We start from the raw sequence: 21,176 nt of genomic DNA on the forward strand, positions 1-21,176 counted from the left end.
TTTATAGAAAACAAATATATTATAATTTAAAACTGACAATTTTACAAACAAATTATTATAAAAATGACGAAAAACATGATAAAATGTCTTTCGTCATAGAATTTTTTATATTATGCTACTGTCTTAGCTTTCTTTTTTTTCTTAGCATTTTTAATTATTACCCATAACGGTGAAGCTATAAATATTGAAGAATACGCTCCACAAGCAATTCCCACTATAAGCGGAAGTGAAAACTCTCTTATGGATGGCACAAAAATATAAACTGCCACTATAGTTATAAGTGTTGTTAATGATGTATTTATACTTCTAGTCATAGTTTCTGTGATACTAATATTAGCAACTTCTTTTGAATCCATTCTTCTATTCTTCTTAACATTTTCCCTTATTCTATCAAATATAACAATAGTATCATTGATAGAATATCCTACTATAGTTAAAATAGCTGCTATAAATGGTGTATTAGCTTGAATATCAAATATAGCATAGAAGGAAAGTGTAATAAATACATCATGAAGTAAAGCTATAATAGCCGCTGCTGCATAGCTAAATTCAAATCTAGCCGTGATATATATAAGCATAGCAATAGATGCTACCCCTAATGCTAATAGTGCCTTTTTCTTTAATTCATTTCCTACAGTAGATCCTATACTTTCTTTACCTATAAGAGCACTATCCTCTAAAGAATATTTTCCTTTTATTTCATCAACAAGAGCATTGGTTTTTGCTTCATCTAATACTCCTTCTTGAACAATAATTTGTATTTCTTTACCCTCATTAGCTAACTTTGTAGAGTACTTACCCTTAGCATACTTATCAATAATAGTATTTACATCATCCTTATTAAATTGTTGATTCATATCTAAAGTAATTAATGTACCACCTTTAAAATCTATACCATAGTTTAAGCCTCTAGTTGCTAAAAACCCAACTCCTATAACAGTTATAATAATCGATATAGCAAACCATATTTTGGTATTCTCTATTATTTTAAGGCTACTAAATTCACGTTTTTTTCCTTCTCTCACGCCAAAATATGATGGTTTATTTATCCAACCTGCATTTACAGCATTATTGAGTAGAAACTTTGTAACAAAGAGAGCAGTAAATATACTTACAATAATACCTATAAGTAGTGTTACTGCAAATCCCTTAACAGAACCTGATCCTAAGAAGTATAGCGCTAATGCTGCAATAATTGTAGTTATATTAGAGTCTAAAATCGATGATAGTGCTCTACTATAACCAACTTCCACAGAAGTCTTTATAGATTTACCTAACCTTAGCTCTTCCTTTGTTCTTTCAAATATAAGTACATTAGCATCCACAGCCATACCTATGGTAAGAATTAAACCTGCAATACCTGATAAAGTTAATACTACTCCAAATTGAGCGAATATGACAAGTAATAAACTTACATATAAAACTATAGCCACAGAAGCAATAATTCCTGGCACTCTATAGTATGCAACCATAAATAATATTATACAAGCTATTCCTATCATCGCAGCTTTTTTACTAAGTGACAATGCCTCTGCTCCAATAGTTGGTCCTACAGTTTTAACTGAGCTTACTTCTAGTTTAACTGGAAGAGCTCCAGAAGTTATGATGTTAGCAATAGAATTTGCTTCTTCTAGAGAACTCATACCTTCAATAACTGCCTTTCCATCACTTATAACAGCATTAACCGTTGGATTAGTCAAAATTTCACCATCCATTTTTATAGCTATATTTTTATTTAAGAATGTCTTAGTTGCTTCCGCAAACTTTGCAGTTCCCTCTTCATTTAATTCAAGATTAACAACATACTTATTATCTTGGGATATATATGCTCCTGCTTCTTTAACTTCCTTACCCGTTAAAATTACATTACCTTCCGGGTCTTCAAAGGTTAATTCTCCAGTTTTACCGATGGTCTCTAAAACCTTATCTGTATCAAACTCACCCGGAATTTCTATTCTAATTCTATTTTCGCCTTCTTGAGTTATAGGAATTTCACTTACTCCTTCTTTATTTATCCTCATAGAAATAAGCTCTATAGTTCTATCTATAACAGCTTGATCTACCTTCTCCTCCTTTATCTCCATTAAAAGAGAAGTTCCTCCTACTAAATCTAATCCCTTATCAATACCACTTTCAAAGGTTTTGATTCTATAATTCCCTAAATCCACACCATAAAGACCAGCGTATGCAAAAAGACCTATTACTATTATTGCTATGATAACTAGAATTCCACTTTTTCTATTTTTATTCCTCATGGTTATCCCCTTTCCTGTTATTTAATTGTATTTTTCTATTTGTCTATTTATTATTTATTTTACAGGTATTATATGGATAAAATCAAGTGTATATAATTTAATTTTCTGTATATTCCTCATTTTTCTTAAAATAAGGATAGAATTCTTAATTCTATCCTTTAAAACACAATTATTTATTCATTGTTTTAGCTTTTAAAGCAATAGCACACTCTATTCTCTTCTTTTGCATCTTACAACCTAATTCATATGGAATGTGAACATCTCCATTAAAGTTAAAGTTGTTAGCTTGGCATCCTCCACTACAATAGAATCTTGCCCAGCAATTTTTACATGTAGGTTTATTATATATGTGAGCATCCTTAAGATTTTGAACTATAGAAAAGTCCTTAACCCCTTCATATATATCTCCCATAAGAAAATCTTCGTTTCCTACAAATTGATGACAAGGATATATTTCTCCATCTGGAGTAACTGCTACATATTCGTGTCCAGCTCCACATCCTGAAATTCTCTTATAGATGCATGGACCTCCTTGTAAATCTACATTAAAGTGATAGAATTTAAAGGATTTTCCTGCCTCATATTTTTCAACCATATATTCATATAATTTATCATATTGATTAAAAATTGTAGAAAGATCCTCTTCTCTTAATGAAAGTTCATGGTCATCAGGAAGTACTACTGGTTCAATAGATACTTCATCAAAGCCTAAATCTACCATATGCTTTACATCTTCAAAGAAATCTGTATTTTCTCTTGTAAAAGTACCCCTTACATAATAAGTCTTAGACTTATCTCTTATATCTACCATTTTCTTTATTTTAGGTAATATGGATTCATAGGTACCAGTTCCATCAAATCTTATTCTTACTTTATCATTGACTTCTTTTCTTCCATCTATACTTAAAATTATATTTCCCATGTTTTTATCAAGGTAGTCTATTATTTCATCATTTAAAAGGGTAGCGTTAGTAGTCATAGTAAACCTAATATTTTTATTGTGAAGTTTTTCTTGTTCCCTACCATAATCTACTATTTCCTTTATGATGTCAAAGGCCATAAGTGGCTCTCCACCAAATAAGTCAATCTCTATATTTTTTCTTTTTCCTGAGTTTTTTATAACGAAATCTATAGCGTCTTTACCAGTTTGCGCGCTCATGGTTTTTCTACAACCCTTATATTCTCCTTCATCAGCAAAACAATATTTGCACTTCAAATTACAATCATGAATTATATTAAGACAAAGGGCTTTAATAGCTACCTCTGCTTGTCCACTCATCATTGCTATATTTTCATATAAATCTTTAGAATAAAGTATTTCTTCATGAACTAAAGATTCTAATTCCTCATATACCTCATCAATTTCTTCACTGGAGTATCTATCCTTATATATTTCTTTTAACTCGTCTTTAGTTTTAAGTTTATCTGAGTCTAGCATGTCATATACAAGCTCATCTACTTCATGAACTGCACCTGAATTTACATCTATTACATAAAAATCATTACCTTGTATAAATTTATGAATTAATTCCATTGTTTTTCCTCCTAACTAAACACAAAGCAGTAACTTTTTGTTACTGCCTTTAAAATGATTAGTTTTCACACTCTAAATTAGCTACTGTACAAGAAGTTTTACAAGCTGATTGACATGAATTAGCACACTCTTTACAACCTGGTTTCTTTAAACTTTCTTTAATGTTAGATTTGTTGATAGTTTTTATATGTTTCATTTCTATTCCTCCTAAAATTGATAATATCTATAGATTCACTCCTAGCATTCCTGACAGTGATCCTGCTGCTAATGCTAAAATTAATCTAACTACGTCTTTTCCTCCTAATGCCAAGTTATTACCAAAGCATAAAGATACTATATAAAGTATTAACATATAAAATACTGCTACTAGCAATCCCACCAGCCATCCCTTGCTTCCCATTTTTAATGTAGCATATATAGCTCCATATACCACACTAGCCAATGTAGCTATAACTAAAAATACTGATGTGACTGTGTCACTAAACGGGAAATATGAAGTAACTAATGAATATACTAAAACGCAAATTATTGTTAAAATTGATGCTCTTAGCACCCCTACTCCAATAGTAGAATAATTAATTTTTTTATACATACCCAAAACCCCCTTATATTAATAAATATGTTTATATAAGGGGCTTTATGATGATTATTCCTTTATTTCTTCTGGTTCATTAGCTGATTTAGTAACTGAAGCAATACCTAGTTTGCTCATTTTTATTCTTGCTCTATCTGGGCCACTTTCTAAAATAACATATTCTTCTTGAATATTTATTATTCTTCCCATGATTCCACCTTTAGTCATAATCTCATCATTTATAGCTAAAGAATTCAACATATCATTGTATTGTTTCTTTCTTTTCTTTTCTGGCATGAAAATCATGAAGTAAAACAACACAAGTACAAGTACCATCGGAAGAAACGCCATTAAGTTTTGCATAATATCTCTCCTTTCACTAGTTATGTATATATTAAAATAATAGATACCTAATTATTTTTTTCCCCACTCTGAAAGTCTTTGATTTTTAAATTCTTCAAAGTAGTCTCCATCAATTGCATTTCTTATGTCTTCCATTAATTTATTATAGAAATACAAGTTATGAAGTACACAAAGTCTCATCGCTAACATTTCCTTAGCTTTAAATAAGTGTCTTATATATCCTCTTGTATAATGTCTACATGTTGGACAATCACAACCTTCATTTATAGGACTTTTATCTAGTTCATATTTGGCATTCATGATGTTTATTTTACCATACTTAGTAAACACATGTCCATGCCTTCCATTTCTAGCAGGTAATACACAGTCAAAGAAATCTACCCCTCTTGAAACCGCCTCTAATATATTTTCAGGAGTTCCTACTCCCATAAGATAAATTGGCTTATCCTCTGGAAGATGAGGAACCACAGCATCAATAATTCTGTACATATCCTCATGGCTTTCACCAACAGCTAATCCTCCAATTGCATATCCATCCAGATCTAGTTTTCTAATAGTTTTAGCATGTTCTATTCTAATATCCTCGTAAACTCCACCTTGATTTATGCCAAATAGCATTTGCTTTTTATTTATAGTATTGGGATCTGAATTTAATCTTTCCATTTCAACTTTACATCTTTCAAGCCATCTAGTGGTTCTTGCTACAGAGTTTTCTACATATTCTCTTGACGATGGATTTGGGATACATTCATCAAATGCCATAGCAATTGTTGAAGCTAAATTACTTTGAATTTGCATGCTTTCTTCAGGGCCCATAAATATTTTTCTACCATCAATATGAGAGCTAAAATATACACCCTCTTCTTTAATTTTTCTCATACTTGCTAATGAGAATACTTGAAATCCACCTGAATCTGTGAGAATTGGTCTATCCCAATTCATAAATTCATGAAGTCCTCCCATTTTTTTAACTACTTCATCTCCTGGTCTTAAATGAAGATGATATGTATTTGATAATTCTACTTGACACCCAATTTCTTTTAAATCCATAGATGATACTGCTCCCTTTATGGCAGCCAAAGTACCAACATTCATGAACACAGGGGTCTGTATCGTACCATGAGGAGTAACAAATTCCCCACGTCTAACTTTTCCACTCTTTTTTAGTAATTTATACACCTATTCATCGTCCTTCCTATTCATGGATAAACATAGCATCACCAAAACTAAAGAATCTATATTTATTTTCTACTGCAATTTTATAAGCATTCATCACTATTTCCCTAGTTGAAAATGCACTTATAAGCATTATTAATGTAGATTCTGGTAAATGAAAATTAGTTATTATGGCATCTACTATTTTAAATTTATACCCTGGATATATGAATATACTAGTATATCCTGATTGCTCTTTAACTTGACCTTCTTCATTAGCTATACTTTCAAGAGTTCTATTAGATGTGGTTCCCACAGCTATAACTCTTTTACCACTTCTTTTAGTACTATTTATTATTTCAGCATTTTCCTTATCTAAAATATAATACTCCGAATGCATTTCATGATCTTGAATTTCTTCAGCTTTTACCGGTCTAAAGGTTCCAAGGCCTACATGCAAAGTTACAAAAGCTATATTTATCCCCTTTTTCTTGATAGTCTGAAGTAGTTCCTCTGTGAAGTGTAATCCAGCTGTAGGGGCTGCTGCAGAACCTACTTCCTTTGAGTAAACCGTTTGATACCTCTCTCTATCTTCTAGCTTTTCTTCTATATATGGTGGTAGTGGCATTTCACCTAGTCTATCTAATACTTCTTCAAAAATACCCTCATAGTGAAACTTTACTTTTCTATTTCCATTTTCTAAAACTTCTACTACCTCAGCCTCTAGTTCTCCATTTCCAAAGACAAATTTAGCTCCTACTTTTCCTCTTTTGCCAGGCTTAACTAAGGTTTCCCATATATCATCTTCATGCCTATTTAAAAGCAAAAACTCCATTTTACCACCGGAGCCTTCTTTAGCTCCATAAAGTCTAGCTGGCATAACTCTCGTGTCATTTAATACAAGACAATCTCCTTGATTTAAATAATCTATAATATCTTTAAACACTTTATGTTCTATTTCACCACTTTTTTTATTTAGAACCATAAGCCTCGATTCATCTCTTTTTTCTAAAGGATGCTGAGCTATTAATTCCTTTGGTAAATCAAAATAAAAATCCTTTACTTTCAAAGTCTATACACTTCCCTATTCTATCTATATGTTTATCATTATTTCTATAATATATGCTCTGGAATAATTCTTCCTAAATGTTCATAGGCTTTTTTTGCTGCCATTCTTCCCCTTGGAGTTCTCACAATAAACCCCTTTTGTATAAGATATGGTTCGTATACATCTTCAATGGTACTGACTTCTTCACCTATAAAATAAGCTAGAGTTTCAACGCCAACGGGTCCCCCATTAAAGTTATCTACTATGGCTTCTAATATCTTATTATCTAATCTATCAAAGCCTTCTCTATCAACTTCTAAAAGTTCCGCTGCCTGCTCCACCATATTACTGTCAATTATATCTATACCTTTAACCATAGAGTAATCTCTAACTCTTTTTAATAACCTATTTGCTATCCTTGGTGTTCCTCTAGATCTCATTCCTAGACTTAAAGCGCCGTCCTTATCAATTTCCACTCCTAATATTTCAGATGACCTTAAAACAATTTCTTTAAGTTCATCATGATTATAATATTCCATTGAACAGAGTACTCCAAATCTATCTCTTAAAGGTGCAGTCAAAAGTCCTACCCTAGTAGTTGCGCCTATTAAAGTAAATTTAGGTAAATCTAGTCTTATAGATTTTGCTGATGCCCCCTTACCAATAACAATATCTAAAGCGAAATCTTCCATGGCTGGATATAAAATTTCTTCTACAGACCTATTCAATCTATGAATTTCATCTATGAATAATACATCGTTAGTATTTAAATTCGTTAACAATGCCGCTAAATCTCCAGCTCTCTCTATAGCCGGTCCAGAGGTAATTTTTAAATTCCCCCCCATCTCCTTTGCTACGATGTTAGCCAATGTGGTTTTACCAAGTCCTGGTGGGCCATATAAAAGTAAATGATCTAATGGTTCTTTTCTCATTTTTGCAGCTTTTAAAAATATATCTAACTTATTTTTAACTTTTTCTTGTCCTATATATTCCTTAAGGCGCTGAGGTCTTAAGGAATATTCTACTTCTATATCTTCCTCAATAATATTAGATGTAATAAATCTATCTTCCATAATCCCCCTCCTTAACTACAAAACCTTACTAATGTTACTAACCCATTAATATTTTCAAACATTCCTTTATAATATCTTCAACATTCTTACTTTTATCAGCTTTTTCTACTGCTTTTTCTGCCTCTTTATCAGAGTATCCAAGCGCTATAAGTGCACCCACTGCTTCTGATAGTTTTTCGTTATCTATATCAATATGATTAATAGTAGCTCCCTCTGGTATGGCATCTCCTACATTTATCTTATCTTTAAGCTCCAATATAATCCTTTGAGCAGTTTTCTTACCAATGCCTGGAGCCTTAGTTATTAATTTATCATCATCAGTAATTATAGCATACTTTAATGTAGAAACATTGGCAATAGACATAAGTGATAGTGCTGCCTTAGGCCCTACCCCATTAATGGAAATAAGAAGATTAAACATGGATATTTCTTCTCTAGTTAAAAAACCATAAAGTCCAATAAAATCTTCTCTTACAATTTGATGAGTATAAATCTTTACTTGTTGATCTATCGGTGGAATATTAGAAATTGTACTGCCTGATGTAAAAATCTTATATCCAATATTTCCACATTCTATAACTATATATTCCTTTTCTATGGACTTAAAAATTCCTTTTATATATTCATACATGCTCAATCACCTATCTTTTTATTAAACCATTTGCTGATTCTTCATTACTTTATAGATATCCTCCACAAGTTTAAAGCCATATCTATTATATACCTAAATATAATTATATTAAACTTAACTCATTAATTATATTAATGTCAATTGTAACTATATTATACTTTACCATCTACAATGTAACAATTCAATAAAAACTATTTTAAACTTAATTTAAATTAAATTCATACCATTCATGCAACTTCTCATAAAAAAAGAGTGCTTCAAAAATTCATTTTGAAACACTTCTTTTCTGATACTATGTGCTACAAAGAGCCTGAGCATATTCCATAGCCTCTTGTATATTGGAAAACTGATAATCTTTATGTCCTTCGTAGAATGTCCTCAAAAGATTACCTTTGTTCTCTATGTCGTTAGTTTTTAAATACGACTGTCCACTATCATCTTTAGGATTCAATATCTTCTCTTCTACTATTTTTATTGTTCCATTAGAATCCTTACTATAAATAACAATATTTTCATCCTCTATTCCTATAAAATAAGAATCTTTTTTATAGTCATACCCTTCTATATCCTTTACAAATATAACATCTTCCTTTGTGAATTTTTCTATGTTATATCCGAAACTAGAAAATATCTTTTCAGCTTGCTCCTGATTAAGACCAATCAAATTACCTTTTTCTACTTTATTTATATTTTGATCTAATTTATCATTAACCTTTATCTTATCTAAGGAGTTTTTATAGTTTAACATGAACTCTATATTACTTTTATCAGAAATTACTACATCATTCATATTTAAAAAACTTGCTTGAGTTGCTTCACCTAAAATTCCAGATCCTCCATCCTTGGAACTTCTTAAGAAGGCTATGCTCACAGTATAGCTAAGTAAAAAAACTATTATACCTACAGAGGCTACAAAAATATATAATCCTTTATTTTTTTTATATCTTTCAATCATACAATCCCTCCTACTAGGGATTGTATCCAGTTTTGATATGTTTATACACTATTACTTACAAAAATTTATAAATTATACATCTCTATTATTCTTCCATTAAAGAGTATATGGAATTAATCTAAAAATATACATAATTATTTAATTACATATCACATTGTTCAACTTCTACAGCAAAACTCTTACAACTTTCACACATAATAATAGATACAATATAACTTTCATCAATCTTTTTTATTCGTTCTAATTGAGAATAAGTAGTGGTTTCAAATTCATTACTTATATTACTCATTATATATTTGCCTTCTTTAGTAAAGACATAAAAATGGTATTCTAAAAATCTATAGTGTTTTTTATCTATAGCTTCACTATTTCCACATGCTTCGCAGTTATCAGCATAATATTCATAGTCAAATTCTATCTTATTCTTACCTTCTTCTAAGATTTCTAATACTTTTTCTATAGTAAAATCTTGAATCTCCTCAGCTTCCATATAAGAAAGGTTATTCTCTGATAAAATAAACTCTTCATCCTTATGTTTAAATTTAAAATTATTCATATTATTTCTCCTTAAATCTTTAATTTATTCCCAAATATCATATTATTATTATATATTATTTGAAACTATTTAAACAGTTTTATTCATAATATAAAAACTTTTATATTCCAATTCCATATAATGCACTAATGAAAATATGAATTTTTCACATTTCCATCTTGCTTTTTTAACACTAATTTCTTCTATCAGCATATTCTATTATTAAATTGGGATAAGTTAGTAGGAGGCTACAAATGATTGAATTAACCGTAATACACTATATTTATTTAATTCTTATAATATTGATTTTAATAACAATGATAAAAAAACTAGATTGTTCCCTTATATGTATTCTTGGAGTAGTATTAATTGCATTAATTAGCACTAAATCTATTCCTGCATCTCTAATTAGCATTTTTAATAGTTTTATCTACTCCATTACAGAATTACTGCCAACAATACTTATAATATCTATAATTGCTGGATTAAGTAAAGCATTATCTTATATTGGTATAAGTAAAGTTATGATAGAACCCTTTAGTAGGTTTATGAAAAATGATTTTATAGCCTTTTGGGGTATAGGCATAATAATGATGATTATTTCTTATTTCTTTTGGCCATCTCCAGCTGTTGCATTAGTTGGAGCTGTATTAGTGCCTGTGGCTATTAAATCTGGTCTACCTGCCATAGGTGCTGCCATAGCTATGAACCTTTTTGGTCATGGTATTGCCTTGTCTACAGACTTTGTAATTCAAGCTGCTCCAAAATTAACTGCTGATGCAGCTGGTATTCCTGTATCTGCAGTAGTTAAAGCCAGTATTCCTCTTATAATTATTATGGGAGCTGTGACTACCGTTACAGCCTTTATCCTGTTAAAGAGGGATATGAAAAATGGAACTCTTGAAAATCTCACCTATACTGAATATTCAGAAGAGGTTGAGTCTACAGATGAAACTCTTTTAAGCAAAGGCTGGAAATCCTTTTTTGCTATATTAATTCCACTTTTATTTACTATTGATGTGTTTTTAATGGTTTTTTTAAACTTAAAGGGTCGAGATGCTACAGCACTAATTGGTGGCACATCCTTAATTACACTCATATTAATATCCATAAAAGCATATAAAAAAGCTTCTCTTGATAAAATCACTAGCCATCTGGTAGAAGGACTACAATTTGGCTTTAAGGTTTTCGGAATTGTAGTTCCAATTGCTGCCTTTTTCTATGTAGGTGGTGATGGATTTACATCTATCATCGGTAATTATTTACCTACTGGTTCTTTGGGTATAGTTAATGACTTGGGATTTGCTCTTTCTAATGCAGTTCCACTAAACAATTTCTTAAGTGCTTTTGGTGCTACTACTGTAGGTGCAATCACCGGACTAGATGGTTCTGGATTTTCTGGTATCGCTCTAGCTGGCTCCACTGCAAATTTATTTGGAACTGCCACTGGAGGTAATATCGCTACTTTAACAGCTCTTGGACAGTTAGGTGCTATTTGGGTAGGTGGAGGTACTTTAATACCTTGGGCCATAATCCCCGTTTCCGCTATATGCAAGGTATCTCCTTTCGAACTTGCAAAACACAACTTTAAACCAGTAGTTTTAGGTTTAATTGTTACTACTTTAGCAGCACTATTCTTCTTATAGTATCTAATTCAGCTAAGCTTCATAAACAGAGTTCTTTGCTTCAGATGGAGTTTTTACTCCCTCTGAATGTTAGAAATCGTTATTCAGGGTCGTAGCCACTCTTTACTCCAACTTTGAAGAAGATGGGAGTATTAGAGCGGGTAGTCATTGGATAAAATCTTTTGTTTTCATTGAAGTTTAGTTGAATTAATTTTCTTTAAAGTACAATACAATATTTCAAGCAGAAAAATTTTTTTATTATTCATTGACACATTTGTAACTATATCGTATTATATGAATATAGTGATATGGAGGTGTATAAAACATGATTGAAAATGACACATTTTTAACTAACCCAAAGCTCTTTGAAGAAAAAGCAAATATTTTAAAGGCATTAGCTCACCCAGTAAGACTCTGTATTGTTAAAGGTCTCATTGAGACTGGTGGAAGTAATGTTACTAATATGCAAAATTGCTTAGATATGCCTCAATCAACTATATCTCAACACATTGCAAAGCTAAAAGCTTTTGGTATTATAGATTGGCAACGTAACGGTCTAGAGATTATATATAGTGTTAGTGATGAAAATATAAAAAAATTAATAGAAGTATTATTTTAACTATTAAGAAGTCAAAATGCTTTGGACTTCTTTTTTATAAAAAACTTGTATCGTATTATCATGATATATGAATATTAAGATTCAAGTGGTTCTGAATATTGTAATGGCTATACTGTTTATACTATTTATATTGTTTAATATTGAAAGGAGATTTTAATATGAGTAAAAAAGTAATTATCGTTGGTGGAGTTGCAGGTGGGGCTTCCACTGCTGCACGTTTAAAAAGACTAGATGAATCTTTAGAAATAATTATGTTTGAAAAAGGGGAATATATTTCTTTTGCCAATTGTGGACTTCCTTATTATATTGGCGAAACTATAAAGGACAGAGATAACCTTCTTGTACAAACTGTAAAAGGAATGAGTACTAGATTTAATATTGATATAAGAAACTTTAGTGAAGTTATTAAAATTGATAAAGATGCTAAAAAAGTTACTGTAAAAAATCATAGCTCTTCTCAAGTTTATGAAGAGAGTTATGATGTATTAGTTTTATCCCCTGGTGCTAACCCAATAACTCCACCTATTCCTGGTCTTAAAGAGGCAAACAATTTATTTACTCTTAGAAATATACCAGATACAGATAAGATTAAAGCCTATATTGATAATAACTCTCCAAATGAAGCTGTAATTGTTGGTGGTGGCTTTATAGGTCTTGAAATGGCTGAAAACCTTAATGAAAGAGGAGTTTCTGTAACTCTTGTAGAGATGGCAGATCAAGTAATGGCTCCTCTAGATTACGAGATGGCAGCTATAGTTCATGAACATTTACTTCAAAATGGAGTTAATTTAATTCTTAAAGATGGTGTTAAATCCTTTGAAAACAATGGTAGAAAAGTAGTTTTAAATAGCGGTAAAGAAATCGTTACAGATATGATTGTTTTATCAATAGGAGTTTCTCCTGAAAGTAAAATTGCTATAGATGCCGGTCTAGAAGTCAACAATAGAAAAGCAATCGTTGTAAATAAAGAAATGAAAACCTCTGATGAAAACATCTATGCTCTTGGTGATGCTGTAGAAGTAACTGATTATATAAATGGTAATCCAACTATGATTCCACTTGCATGGCCAGCCAATAGACAAGGACATATTGTAGCTGACAATATCTGTGGCAAAAAAGCTGAATATAATGGTACTTTAGGTTCTTCTGTAGCAAAGGTGTTTTCACTAACTGTTGCAACTACAGGTAATAATGAAAAAACTTTAAAAAGACTTAACTTAGAATATAAGGCAATCCATTTACATCCAAATTCTCATGCCGGTTACTATCCTGGTGCCTTCCCTATTTCTCTTAAGCTTTTATTTAATCCAAAAGACGGAAGAATATTAGGAGCACAAGGTGTAGGTTTAGATGGAGTAGAAAAACGTATAGATGTTATAGCTACTGCTATAAAAGGTAATCTAAAAGTTACAGATTTACCCGAATTAGAATTATGCTATGCTCCACCATATTCTTCTGCAAAAGACCCTGTTAATATGGCTGGATATATAGGAACTAATATAATGGATAATTTAGTTAGTATAGTTCAATGGGATGAAGTTGATGATTTAATAGCTAACAATGAATTTATACTAGATGTAAGAGAAGAGATGGAGTTTGAAGTTGGTCATATAGAAAATGCTATAAATATTCCTCTAGGTACTCTTAGAAATGATTTAAATAAAATACCTAAGGACAAAACAATCTATGTTTATTGTCAAGTAGGTCTTCGTGGATACATTGGCTGTAGAATACTTTCTCAATATGGATTTAATTGTGTAAACTTAGATGGTGGCTATAAAACCTATTCTACCGTTAAATCTTCCTTAACTTCTTTTAAGGATAAATATACTCAATCTAATTCAAAAGATAAAACTGAAGAATGTACTTGTGAAGCTAGTGATTCTTCAAATATAGAAGAGACTACTAAAGTTACTGTAAGTCTTGATGCTTGTGGACTTCAATGTCCAGGTCCTATTAGAAGAGTTTTTGAGGAAATGGGCAAAATAAAGGATGGAGATATATTAGAAGTTAAAGCTTCTGATCCTGGTTTCAAAAAGGATATTGATAGCTGGTGTAATAAAACAGGAAATACTCTTGTAAAAGGTACATTCGATAAAAAAGAAAAAGCTTTTGTAGCACTAATAAAGAAAGGTACCTCTCAGGACCTAACAAGAAATGCATCTCCTATTAGTTGTGATGTTTCTAAAAAAGATGGTGCAACCCTTGTAGTTTTTAGTGGCGACCTTGATAAAGCTATAGCATCCTTTATAATAGCTACTGGAGCAGCATCCATGGGTAAACCAGTTACCATGTTCTTTACCTTCTGGGGACTTAACATCTTAAAAAGAAAAGATAAACCTTCTGTTAAAAAAGATACTATGGAAAAAATGTTTGATATAATGCTTCCAAGTAGCACTGGAAAACTACCATTATCTAAGATGAATATGGCTGGTATGGGACCTGCTATGATTAAAAATATTATGGCTAAAAACAATGTAGATGACCTTGATACTCTTATCACTAACGCTCTTAAAATGGGAGTTAAAATCATTGCTTGTGCTATGTCTATGGATTTAATGGGTATTAAACATGAAGAATTAATTCCTGAAGTTGAGGTTGGCGGAGTTGCAACTTATTTAGCTTCTACAGAAGATGCAGGACTTAACTTATTTATCTAATGTATAATTCATATATTTATCTACCTTTAGATGAATAGTTCCATAATTAAAACTTTATGTTTCTGTTTAAGTAAATGACTATCTCTTTATTGAGATAGTCATCTACTTATTCAAAATAACCTATACCTTACGTAAATATATTAAGCTATTCTTTTTCCTTAGGAGATTTAATTCCTGCCTTTGAAGATATATGATCTTTTACATTTCCAGTCTTAGGATTACTTGGAGTATGTTCATGCTTTTTATGATTTTTAGCCATTTTTAATACCTCCCATATAATTTTATTGTCAATATTATTATGTGTCCAAACATTCAATATATACCTCTAATAAAATGGTAATGTTTCTTTCTAAGGAATCTAATCCTTTACTTTCCTTAATAATTTCTTACTTTAAGGACAAAATAATTGTGTAGTTATCCTTTATATAATTTAAGGAGGTGTTTTTATGGTTGATAATAATAAAAGTCGTCTTAAAGATCAAAAAAGAAGTCAAGCTGAACTAAGAAAAATGTATCCTAAGGATGGTGCAGATGTAGGAATAATAGATGGAGTTAAAATAGGTTCCTACGCTAATAGCAAAGATCATTCTGAGAAGGATGAAATAACTTATTAATAAAAAATCAGGAAATTTTAAATAATTTCCTGATTTTTTTACTATCAATAATTTAGTTTCTAATTAAATTTATTTTATAATATAATAATTGCATTTATACATTATTACTTAAAATGGAGTTATTGTGCCATTAAAAATAAGAATTAAAGATAATACAGCCATAGCAACTATTATTCCAAGGATAACTTTATCCTTCACAGTTTCAAAACTTTTTTCCCCTTTTTCCTTTTTAGCTTTCATATATACTAATGTACCTGGAGCATATAAAATGGCTGTTATTAGTAATCCAGTAAGTCCACTAGCATAGATTAGCCAACATCCATATATAGTTCCAAGAATCCCTATAAATCTAGCCATATTTATAGTTTTAGCATTTTCTCCTACAAATCCATCCTTTCGAAATGCAATTAATAAATAGTACATTGCACTTAAAAGGTATGGAATCATAATCATACTAGCTGAAATTGTATAGAATATTTGATAGGTTGATTCATTTAAATAAGTTATTATAAGGAATAATTGAATTATTCCATTTGTTAAAAAGAGTGCATTTATAGGAGCTCCATTTTTATTCTCCTTAGCAAAAGACTTAGAAAACACTCCATTTTTAGCTGCTAAATAAGGACACTCTGAAGCTATTATTGTATATCCTAAAGTAGCTCCAGCAAGAGATATAATTACTCCTATATTTACAAGAGCTGCTCCCCAAGGTCCAACTACACTTGATAATATAGCTGCCATAGGTGGATTACCTAGTTCTGCAAGTTCTGCCCTTGGCATAACTCCCATACTAAGCATAGATACCATTATATAAATTGCTATTACAGCTAAAAATGCTGTTATTGTAGCTTTTCCAACATCTTTAGAACGTTTAGCTCTTCCTGAAATAACTACTGCTCCTTCAATACCTATAAAAGCCCATACTGTAGTTCCAGAAGTTGCCTTAACTTGCTCTATAAAGGATAAACCTCCCGGTTCTCCCCAGAAATTAGCCATAAATATAGCTGGATCAAAGGCTCTTATAAACATTACTGCAACTATAAACACAAGGATAGGAATAACCTTACTGATAGTTACTACTAAATTTATACCAGCTGCCTCTTTTACACCTCTTAATACCAAATAATTCATGAACCAAATAACTAATGATGCACATAATATAGACCACAGATTATTACCTGTCCCGAATATAGGTATAAAGTAAGCTATAGCTGCAAATAGTAAAGTTGCATAGGATACATTGGCAAGCAGTGCACTTATCCAATATCCCCAGGCAGAGTTAAAACCTACATAATCTCCCCAACCTTCATTAGCATAGCTATATATTCCTCCTGTTAAGTGAGGCTTAATTTTATTTAATCCAAAAAAACACATAGTAAGAGCTAGCATACCTATTCCACAAATTATCCATCCTACTATTACAGCGGCAGTATTTGCCCCATTTGCTGCCATATCCCCTGCTAAGCTAAATACTCCTCCACCTATAGTTGCACCTATAGCAACAGCTGCAAGTCTTGCATATCCTAAGCCAGTTGATTTATCTTTTAAATTGGTGTTATTCACCATATAAAATCCCCCTATTATTAATTAAAACCTAAGTGATAAGCAGCTTAATCCACCATCAATTTTTCTATATTCAGAAGTGTCTACTTCTTTAACTTCATAGCCTGCATCCTCTATAGCTTTTTTAGTTGTTGGATAACCTGCCGGAACGATAACTGCATCATTTACCCAAATGCAGTTAGCAGAATAATTTTCATCATCATTAATTATGATTTTATTAAACTCTTTGAATATTGGACTAGTAACAAATTCTCCAGCTACAAGTAAATTATTATTCTCTATATAAGAAAGTCCTGTTTTAAGGTGTAACACTTCTTTCAAAGGCACAACTGAACCATCTAAACTATATTTTCTAAGTATCTCAATAATTTGTTTCGCACCTTCTTCATTAGTTCTAGCGGAAAGTCCAATATAAAAATGATCTCCTACCATCATTATGTCTCCTGCTTCAACAGTACCTGGCTCTTTAATATATTCAACATTTTCATAGAAATTCTCTAAAGCTTCCTGCATGTCTCTTTGGAGAATTTCATTTCTTCTACTTAATGCACCAGGACGTGTAACAATTGCACATTTTCTTGTACAAAGTGCAACATCCTCTACAAAACAAGAATCAGGAAATTCTTCATTTGCTTCTAATACTGTTACATTTACGCCACATTCTCTGAGTGTTTCAATATACTTATCATGCTGTTTTAATGCCAATTCATAATCAGGCTTTCCTAGATTAGCTGTAGTTATTCCCTCTACTAGGCCTTTGCATGGTCTTCTTACAATTATATTTTTAAACATCTCGATTCCCCCTATAAACTTTATTTCTATATACTTCATTTCTATATAAAAATATGAAACTTGTTACATTTATATTCTTTAATTATATAAAAAAACTATATAGCTTTAGAAATTTTTTCTATGCCATATAGTTTATTAACTTTAATTATATACTATAACTAATTTGAATTTTTATCTGACTTAACCATTATATATACTATTATGATTCTCTGTACTGATACTTTTCAATTACCTTATCCACGTATATCTTTATAACTCCCATAATTGGTACTGATAAAATCATTCCCATTATGCCAAAAAATCCTCCACCAATAGTTACTGCAAGAAGGGTCAGTATTGGACTAAGACCTAATCTACCACCAACAAACTTAGGCTCAATAATGTTACCTTCAATTTGTTGAAGAATCACTAAAAATACTAAAGAACCCATTGCCACAGAAGGCTTGTAGAATATGTTAATTAGCACTGCCGGTACCATTCCTATAATAGGTCCAAAGTAAGGTATCATATTAGTTATACCACATATAATTCCAAGTAGTGATGCATATTTAGACCCTATCAGTGATAATCCAATAAAGCTTACTAGTCCTACAAAGAAAGAATCTATAGATTTAGCTACAATATAAGTTCCCACATTAGAATTAAAGGTTTTGCATACATCAATAACTAAGCTTGCTCTTTCTTTTTTTAAAATTATATTAATAACCTTCTTAAAGTAATTTAATATATTCTCTTTATCTATAATAACGTAAATAGATATTATTAACCCTAAAACTACATTTACAATTAAAGTAGTTAAAGATACAGTAGTGCTTAGTATATAGTCTAATATAAATTTAGCAAACTCGCCGAATTGAGGAATTATAGAAAGTAACACCTCTTGAATTTTAGTCATATAAGTACTTTCAATTCCACTTGCAATACTTAAAATCCATGTTTCTACTTCTTTTGAGTATTCCGGAATTTGATTTATTATCTCTATAATACTATTTGTAATAGACGGTACTATCATTATTATAAATATAACAATACTGCTTATCGCTACTCCATAAATTATAAGTATGGTTATCCACCTTTTACTTTTTAACTTTTTCTCCATAAAGTCTACTAACGGAGATAATATATAGGCCAGAATCATTCCTATGAAAAAAGGAGTTAATAGAGATAATAATTTAGAAATTATTCCCCAAAAATAACTATAATTGTCCACAAATCGAATTAAAATATATGATATAAGAAAGGTAATAATTAATCCTGTATAAAACTTTATATTCTTCAATAAAACACATCCTTATTACTTAATAGCATTTATAATACCATAGACTTCTAATTAACTTCAATAAAATTTATTTTTTTCTTATTTTAACTTGAAACTTATTGTAAAAAATTTCTCATTTTTAGTATTAATATTATAAGTTTAAAAGATGTAAAAGAGCATAATAAACACTTAAAATAAGTATGTATTAGCTAAAATTTTCCCTATATAAATAGTTATATAGGGAAAATTTTAACTATATACCTATTTAACTAGTTGTTCTGCCCATGCAGATTCCATGGGTTTTTGTATTGGGATGTTATGATTTTTCATAGCTTCCTCCTAATAGCTTTGCTCTAGAAGCTAAAATTAGTCCTATCAACACTTTTCACATGAAAGAACACAAAAATGCCTGCTTAACAGATGATAACATGTTATACTCAGAATTTTAATAAACTTGAATATAATGATCTTTTTTAAATGATGTGGGAATATGATTCATCTAAATATATTATAAAGAATAATGATAGCTCTATTAATGAAGAAAGTAATATCTCGTTACTACACTGATTTTATATTATACATTATAATTTTTACAGAGCATCAATAGAAATCCAAAGTTGCCTTCATAATTTCTTTGTAAGTAAATTTACCATTACATTTTTTAATCATAAATTACCTTCTCAATTTTCTCTGAACTACTTAACATCTGATATATTAATTATACTTATTAAAGAGTGTTTAATTTTTAATTTGTAAGCCTAAAATAAAAATTCCTTAAATTTTTCTCATATAATTTTTTAGTTCCTCTACATCCTTTCTTAGATCTTCTACATCTTTTTTTACTTCATCTACTATCCTCAATTTATCGGTAAGGTGTGATATTACATCTTGATAGTTTTTTTCTCTTTCTTCTTGCTTCACATCTCTTTTTTCTTGAGCTTTTAGTATATAAAACAATAAAAATATACTTAGTACAGCCCAAATACCTTGTGATAATGCTACCTTTAGAATTTCATTTTCCATCATTTATTTCACACTCCTTACTTGAGATATTTCTTTATTAGTAGGACTGTAATGATATTTTTCTAAGAGAACACATTTTTGCCTATTGCTTATAATCTTTAGGTTTACAAGTTCATATATAAGAGTTTTATACTTAATGAACTTGTAATTATCTGATAATTCTGAAAATTTATTAGGCATTTTAACTTCATTGAATCTATAGATTTCATTTAACCTATGATATTCTCTAAATAAGGATTCCTTGATGTAATTTACTAATGCTCCGTCAGATAAGTTAAATATACTTGCTAATTGAATTGAATAAATCATTTTTATGAAAAATATAATCAAGTCAGTTTTAACACAGTCATATCCTAGCTTCCTTAATAAGTTATTAATAGTAGGATTAAATTTAATTAACAATGATTGCATACTATTCTTCTCATAAGATCTTGCTTTCTTTACTAGCGTCACTATTGATTCCATTACACACATCCTCCTTAATATTACTTAATAAAATAGAGATGGTAATTTTATGTAAAAGACAACTGATGAAATTATCACTTTTAATATTTTGTTATAGTTTATGCTAGAATCAACAGGAATAAAACTAATAAAGCATGAAAGGTAATAAAAATAGCATGAAATTCATTAAGAATATCTTATATACTATTATATTGTTTTATTGCATAATAAATGTATATTTATAAAATTAGAGGCATTGGTATTTGAGAATTTAAAACAACATTTACTGAAGGGATCTATAGTAGTACTAACTGAACCACCTAAGACACAGAGGGTTCATACTAAATAAACCTCTCTGTTTAAATCCATACCAGTTTTATTTTTTAAATAAAATAATAAACATGTTGACATCTATTTATAAATCGTATATTATGAAGTTAACTTCACATGAAATA

The 21,176-nt window shown here is 30.3% G+C and carries 20 protein-coding genes; 4 read left to right on the plus strand and 16 right to left on the minus strand.

The genetic code is table 11. The features are described 5' to 3' along the window. Nucleotides 1-110: 110 nt before the first annotated feature. The 11 genes from secD to ABDZ93_RS05680 form a co-directional block, all read right to left on the minus strand. Nucleotides 111-2,255, minus strand: a complete 2,145-nt coding sequence (gene secD / locus ABDZ93_RS05630) for a protein translocase subunit SecD (RefSeq protein WP_343824418.1) — start codon at nucleotides 2,253-2,255, stop codon at nucleotides 111-113. A 169-nt stretch (nucleotides 2,256-2,424) separates the two neighbouring features. Further along, nucleotides 2,425-3,789, minus strand: a complete 1,365-nt coding sequence (gene scfB, locus ABDZ93_RS05635; RefSeq protein ID WP_343824420.1) for a thioether cross-link-forming SCIFF peptide maturase — start codon at nucleotides 3,787-3,789, stop codon at nucleotides 2,425-2,427. Between the two features lie 58 nt (nucleotides 3,790-3,847). Beyond that, entirely contained in the window at nucleotides 3,848-3,985 is a 138-nt protein-coding gene (gene scfA / locus ABDZ93_RS05640) for a six-cysteine ranthipeptide SCIFF (RefSeq protein ID WP_035134469.1), read from the minus strand. 27 nt (nucleotides 3,986-4,012) lie between these two features. Continuing rightward, the gene (locus ABDZ93_RS05645; RefSeq protein ID WP_343824421.1) at nucleotides 4,013-4,381 is read right to left on the minus strand and encodes a TIGR04086 family membrane protein; all 369 of its coding nucleotides are present in this window, start codon (nucleotides 4,379-4,381) and stop codon (nucleotides 4,013-4,015) included. Between the two features lie 54 nt (nucleotides 4,382-4,435). Continuing rightward, nucleotides 4,436-4,726, minus strand: coding sequence for a preprotein translocase subunit YajC (gene yajC, locus ABDZ93_RS05650; protein WP_343824422.1), 291 nt, complete (start codon nucleotides 4,724-4,726; stop codon nucleotides 4,436-4,438). A gap of 51 nt (nucleotides 4,727-4,777) precedes the next feature. Then, nucleotides 4,778-5,905 (minus strand): tRNA guanosine(34) transglycosylase Tgt, encoded by a 1,128-nt coding sequence (gene tgt / locus ABDZ93_RS05655; RefSeq protein ID WP_343824424.1) that lies wholly within the window; start codon nucleotides 5,903-5,905, stop codon nucleotides 4,778-4,780. 16 nt (nucleotides 5,906-5,921) lie between these two features. Then, entirely contained in the window at nucleotides 5,922-6,950 is a 1,029-nt protein-coding gene (gene queA, locus ABDZ93_RS05660; protein ID WP_343824426.1) for a tRNA preQ1(34) S-adenosylmethionine ribosyltransferase-isomerase QueA, read from the minus strand. Nucleotides 6,951-6,994: 44 nt separating this feature from the next. After that, the gene (gene ruvB, locus ABDZ93_RS05665; protein ID WP_343824428.1) at nucleotides 6,995-8,002 is read right to left on the minus strand and encodes a Holliday junction branch migration DNA helicase RuvB; all 1,008 of its coding nucleotides are present in this window, start codon (nucleotides 8,000-8,002) and stop codon (nucleotides 6,995-6,997) included. A gap of 37 nt (nucleotides 8,003-8,039) precedes the next feature. Beyond that, complete coding sequence (ruvA, locus tag ABDZ93_RS05670; protein WP_343824430.1) at nucleotides 8,040-8,633, minus strand: Holliday junction branch migration protein RuvA; 594 nt, start codon at nucleotides 8,631-8,633, stop codon at nucleotides 8,040-8,042. Between the two features lie 292 nt (nucleotides 8,634-8,925). After that, nucleotides 8,926-9,588, minus strand: a complete 663-nt coding sequence (locus tag ABDZ93_RS05675; protein WP_343824432.1) for a hypothetical protein — start codon at nucleotides 9,586-9,588, stop codon at nucleotides 8,926-8,928. A 142-nt stretch (nucleotides 9,589-9,730) separates the two neighbouring features. Next, nucleotides 9,731-10,144, minus strand: coding sequence for a DUF3785 family protein (locus tag ABDZ93_RS05680; RefSeq protein WP_343824435.1), 414 nt, complete (start codon nucleotides 10,142-10,144; stop codon nucleotides 9,731-9,733). A gap of 233 nt (nucleotides 10,145-10,377) precedes the next feature. Here ABDZ93_RS05680 and ABDZ93_RS05685 point away from each other — a divergent pair, with 233 nt between their 5' ends. The 4 genes from ABDZ93_RS05685 (at nucleotide 10,378) to ABDZ93_RS05700 (ending at nucleotide 15,641) form a co-directional block, all read left to right on the plus strand. Further along, nucleotides 10,378-11,769 carry a hypothetical protein gene (locus ABDZ93_RS05685; protein WP_343824438.1) on the plus strand — a complete coding sequence of 464 codons (1,392 nt, stop codon included), beginning with the start codon at nucleotides 10,378-10,380 and terminating at the stop codon, nucleotides 11,767-11,769. Between the two features lie 304 nt (nucleotides 11,770-12,073). Continuing rightward, nucleotides 12,074-12,367, plus strand: a complete 294-nt coding sequence (locus tag ABDZ93_RS05690) for an ArsR/SmtB family transcription factor (RefSeq protein ID WP_343824440.1) — start codon at nucleotides 12,074-12,076, stop codon at nucleotides 12,365-12,367. Between the two features lie 158 nt (nucleotides 12,368-12,525). Further along, nucleotides 12,526-15,027, plus strand: a complete 2,502-nt coding sequence (locus tag ABDZ93_RS05695) for a CoA-disulfide reductase (protein ID WP_343824442.1) — start codon at nucleotides 12,526-12,528, stop codon at nucleotides 15,025-15,027. 446 nt (nucleotides 15,028-15,473) lie between these two features. Further along, complete coding sequence (locus ABDZ93_RS05700) at nucleotides 15,474-15,641, plus strand: hypothetical protein (protein ID WP_198028596.1); 168 nt, start codon at nucleotides 15,474-15,476, stop codon at nucleotides 15,639-15,641. A gap of 108 nt (nucleotides 15,642-15,749) precedes the next feature. Here ABDZ93_RS05700 and ABDZ93_RS05705 read toward each other — a convergent pair whose 3' ends face one another. The 5 genes from ABDZ93_RS05705 to ABDZ93_RS05725 all read right to left on the minus strand — a co-directional run bounded on the left by ABDZ93_RS05705 (nucleotide 15,750) and on the right by ABDZ93_RS05725 (nucleotide 20,742). After that, complete coding sequence (locus tag ABDZ93_RS05705) at nucleotides 15,750-17,207, minus strand: basic amino acid/polyamine antiporter (protein WP_343824446.1); 1,458 nt, start codon at nucleotides 17,205-17,207, stop codon at nucleotides 15,750-15,752. A gap of 21 nt (nucleotides 17,208-17,228) precedes the next feature. Further along, nucleotides 17,229-17,996: a dimethylarginine dimethylaminohydrolase family protein gene (locus ABDZ93_RS05710; RefSeq protein WP_343824448.1), complete on the minus strand. Its 768-nt coding sequence runs from the start codon at nucleotides 17,994-17,996 to the stop codon at nucleotides 17,229-17,231. 199 nt (nucleotides 17,997-18,195) lie between these two features. Next, complete coding sequence (locus ABDZ93_RS05715) at nucleotides 18,196-19,275, minus strand: AI-2E family transporter (protein ID WP_343824450.1); 1,080 nt, start codon at nucleotides 19,273-19,275, stop codon at nucleotides 18,196-18,198. 753 nt (nucleotides 19,276-20,028) lie between these two features. After that, nucleotides 20,029-20,277, minus strand: coding sequence for a BhlA/UviB family holin-like peptide (locus ABDZ93_RS05720; protein WP_343824545.1), 249 nt, complete (start codon nucleotides 20,275-20,277; stop codon nucleotides 20,029-20,031). Between the two features lie 3 nt (nucleotides 20,278-20,280). Then, entirely contained in the window at nucleotides 20,281-20,742 is a 462-nt protein-coding gene (locus tag ABDZ93_RS05725; RefSeq protein ID WP_343824452.1) for a hypothetical protein, read from the minus strand. Nucleotides 20,743-21,176: the final 434 nt, after the last annotated feature.

Origin of the sequence: Clostridium subterminale (genome assembly GCF_039521425.1) — a bacterium.
In the GTDB taxonomy this organism is placed as follows: domain Bacteria; phylum Bacillota; class Clostridia; order Clostridiales; family Clostridiaceae; genus Clostridium_J; species Clostridium_J subterminale.

What these genes read in the sequence shown, in the direction of transcription:
- ABDZ93_RS05675 (WP_343824432.1), bottom strand. Translation starts at nt 9,588, where the DNA reads ATGATTGAAAGATATAAAAAAAATAAAGGATTATATATTTTTGTAGCC.
- scfA (WP_035134469.1), bottom strand. Translation starts at nt 3,985, where the DNA reads ATGAAACATATAAAAACTATCAACAAATCTAACATTAAAGAAAGTTTA.
- secD (WP_343824418.1), bottom strand. Translation starts at nt 2,255, where the DNA reads ATGAGGAATAAAAATAGAAAAAGTGGAATTCTAGTTATCATAGCAATA.
- ABDZ93_RS05700 (WP_198028596.1), top strand. Translation starts at nt 15,474, where the DNA reads ATGGTTGATAATAATAAAAGTCGTCTTAAAGATCAAAAAAGAAGTCAA.
- ABDZ93_RS05695 (WP_343824442.1), top strand. Translation starts at nt 12,526, where the DNA reads ATGAGTAAAAAAGTAATTATCGTTGGTGGAGTTGCAGGTGGGGCTTCC.
- ruvB (WP_343824428.1), bottom strand. Translation starts at nt 8,002, where the DNA reads ATGGAAGATAGATTTATTACATCTAATATTATTGAGGAAGATATAGAA.
- ABDZ93_RS05720 (WP_343824545.1), bottom strand. Translation starts at nt 20,277, where the DNA reads ATGGAAAATGAAATTCTAAAGGTAGCATTATCACAAGGTATTTGGGCT.
- scfB (WP_343824420.1), bottom strand. Translation starts at nt 3,789, where the DNA reads ATGGAATTAATTCATAAATTTATACAAGGTAATGATTTTTATGTAATA.
- ABDZ93_RS05690 (WP_343824440.1), top strand. Translation starts at nt 12,074, where the DNA reads ATGATTGAAAATGACACATTTTTAACTAACCCAAAGCTCTTTGAAGAA.
- ABDZ93_RS05645 (WP_343824421.1), bottom strand. Translation starts at nt 4,381, where the DNA reads ATGTATAAAAAAATTAATTATTCTACTATTGGAGTAGGGGTGCTAAGA.
- ABDZ93_RS05685 (WP_343824438.1), top strand. Translation starts at nt 10,378, where the DNA reads ATGATTGAATTAACCGTAATACACTATATTTATTTAATTCTTATAATA.
- yajC (WP_343824422.1), bottom strand. Translation starts at nt 4,726, where the DNA reads ATGCAAAACTTAATGGCGTTTCTTCCGATGGTACTTGTACTTGTGTTG.
- ABDZ93_RS05725 (WP_343824452.1), bottom strand. Translation starts at nt 20,742, where the DNA reads ATGGAATCAATAGTGACGCTAGTAAAGAAAGCAAGATCTTATGAGAAG.
- ABDZ93_RS05705 (WP_343824446.1), bottom strand. Translation starts at nt 17,207, where the DNA reads ATGGTGAATAACACCAATTTAAAAGATAAATCAACTGGCTTAGGATAT.
- ruvA (WP_343824430.1), bottom strand. Translation starts at nt 8,633, where the DNA reads ATGTATGAATATATAAAAGGAATTTTTAAGTCCATAGAAAAGGAATAT.
- ABDZ93_RS05680 (WP_343824435.1), bottom strand. Translation starts at nt 10,144, where the DNA reads ATGAATAATTTTAAATTTAAACATAAGGATGAAGAGTTTATTTTATCA.
- ABDZ93_RS05710 (WP_343824448.1), bottom strand. Translation starts at nt 17,996, where the DNA reads ATGTTTAAAAATATAATTGTAAGAAGACCATGCAAAGGCCTAGTAGAG.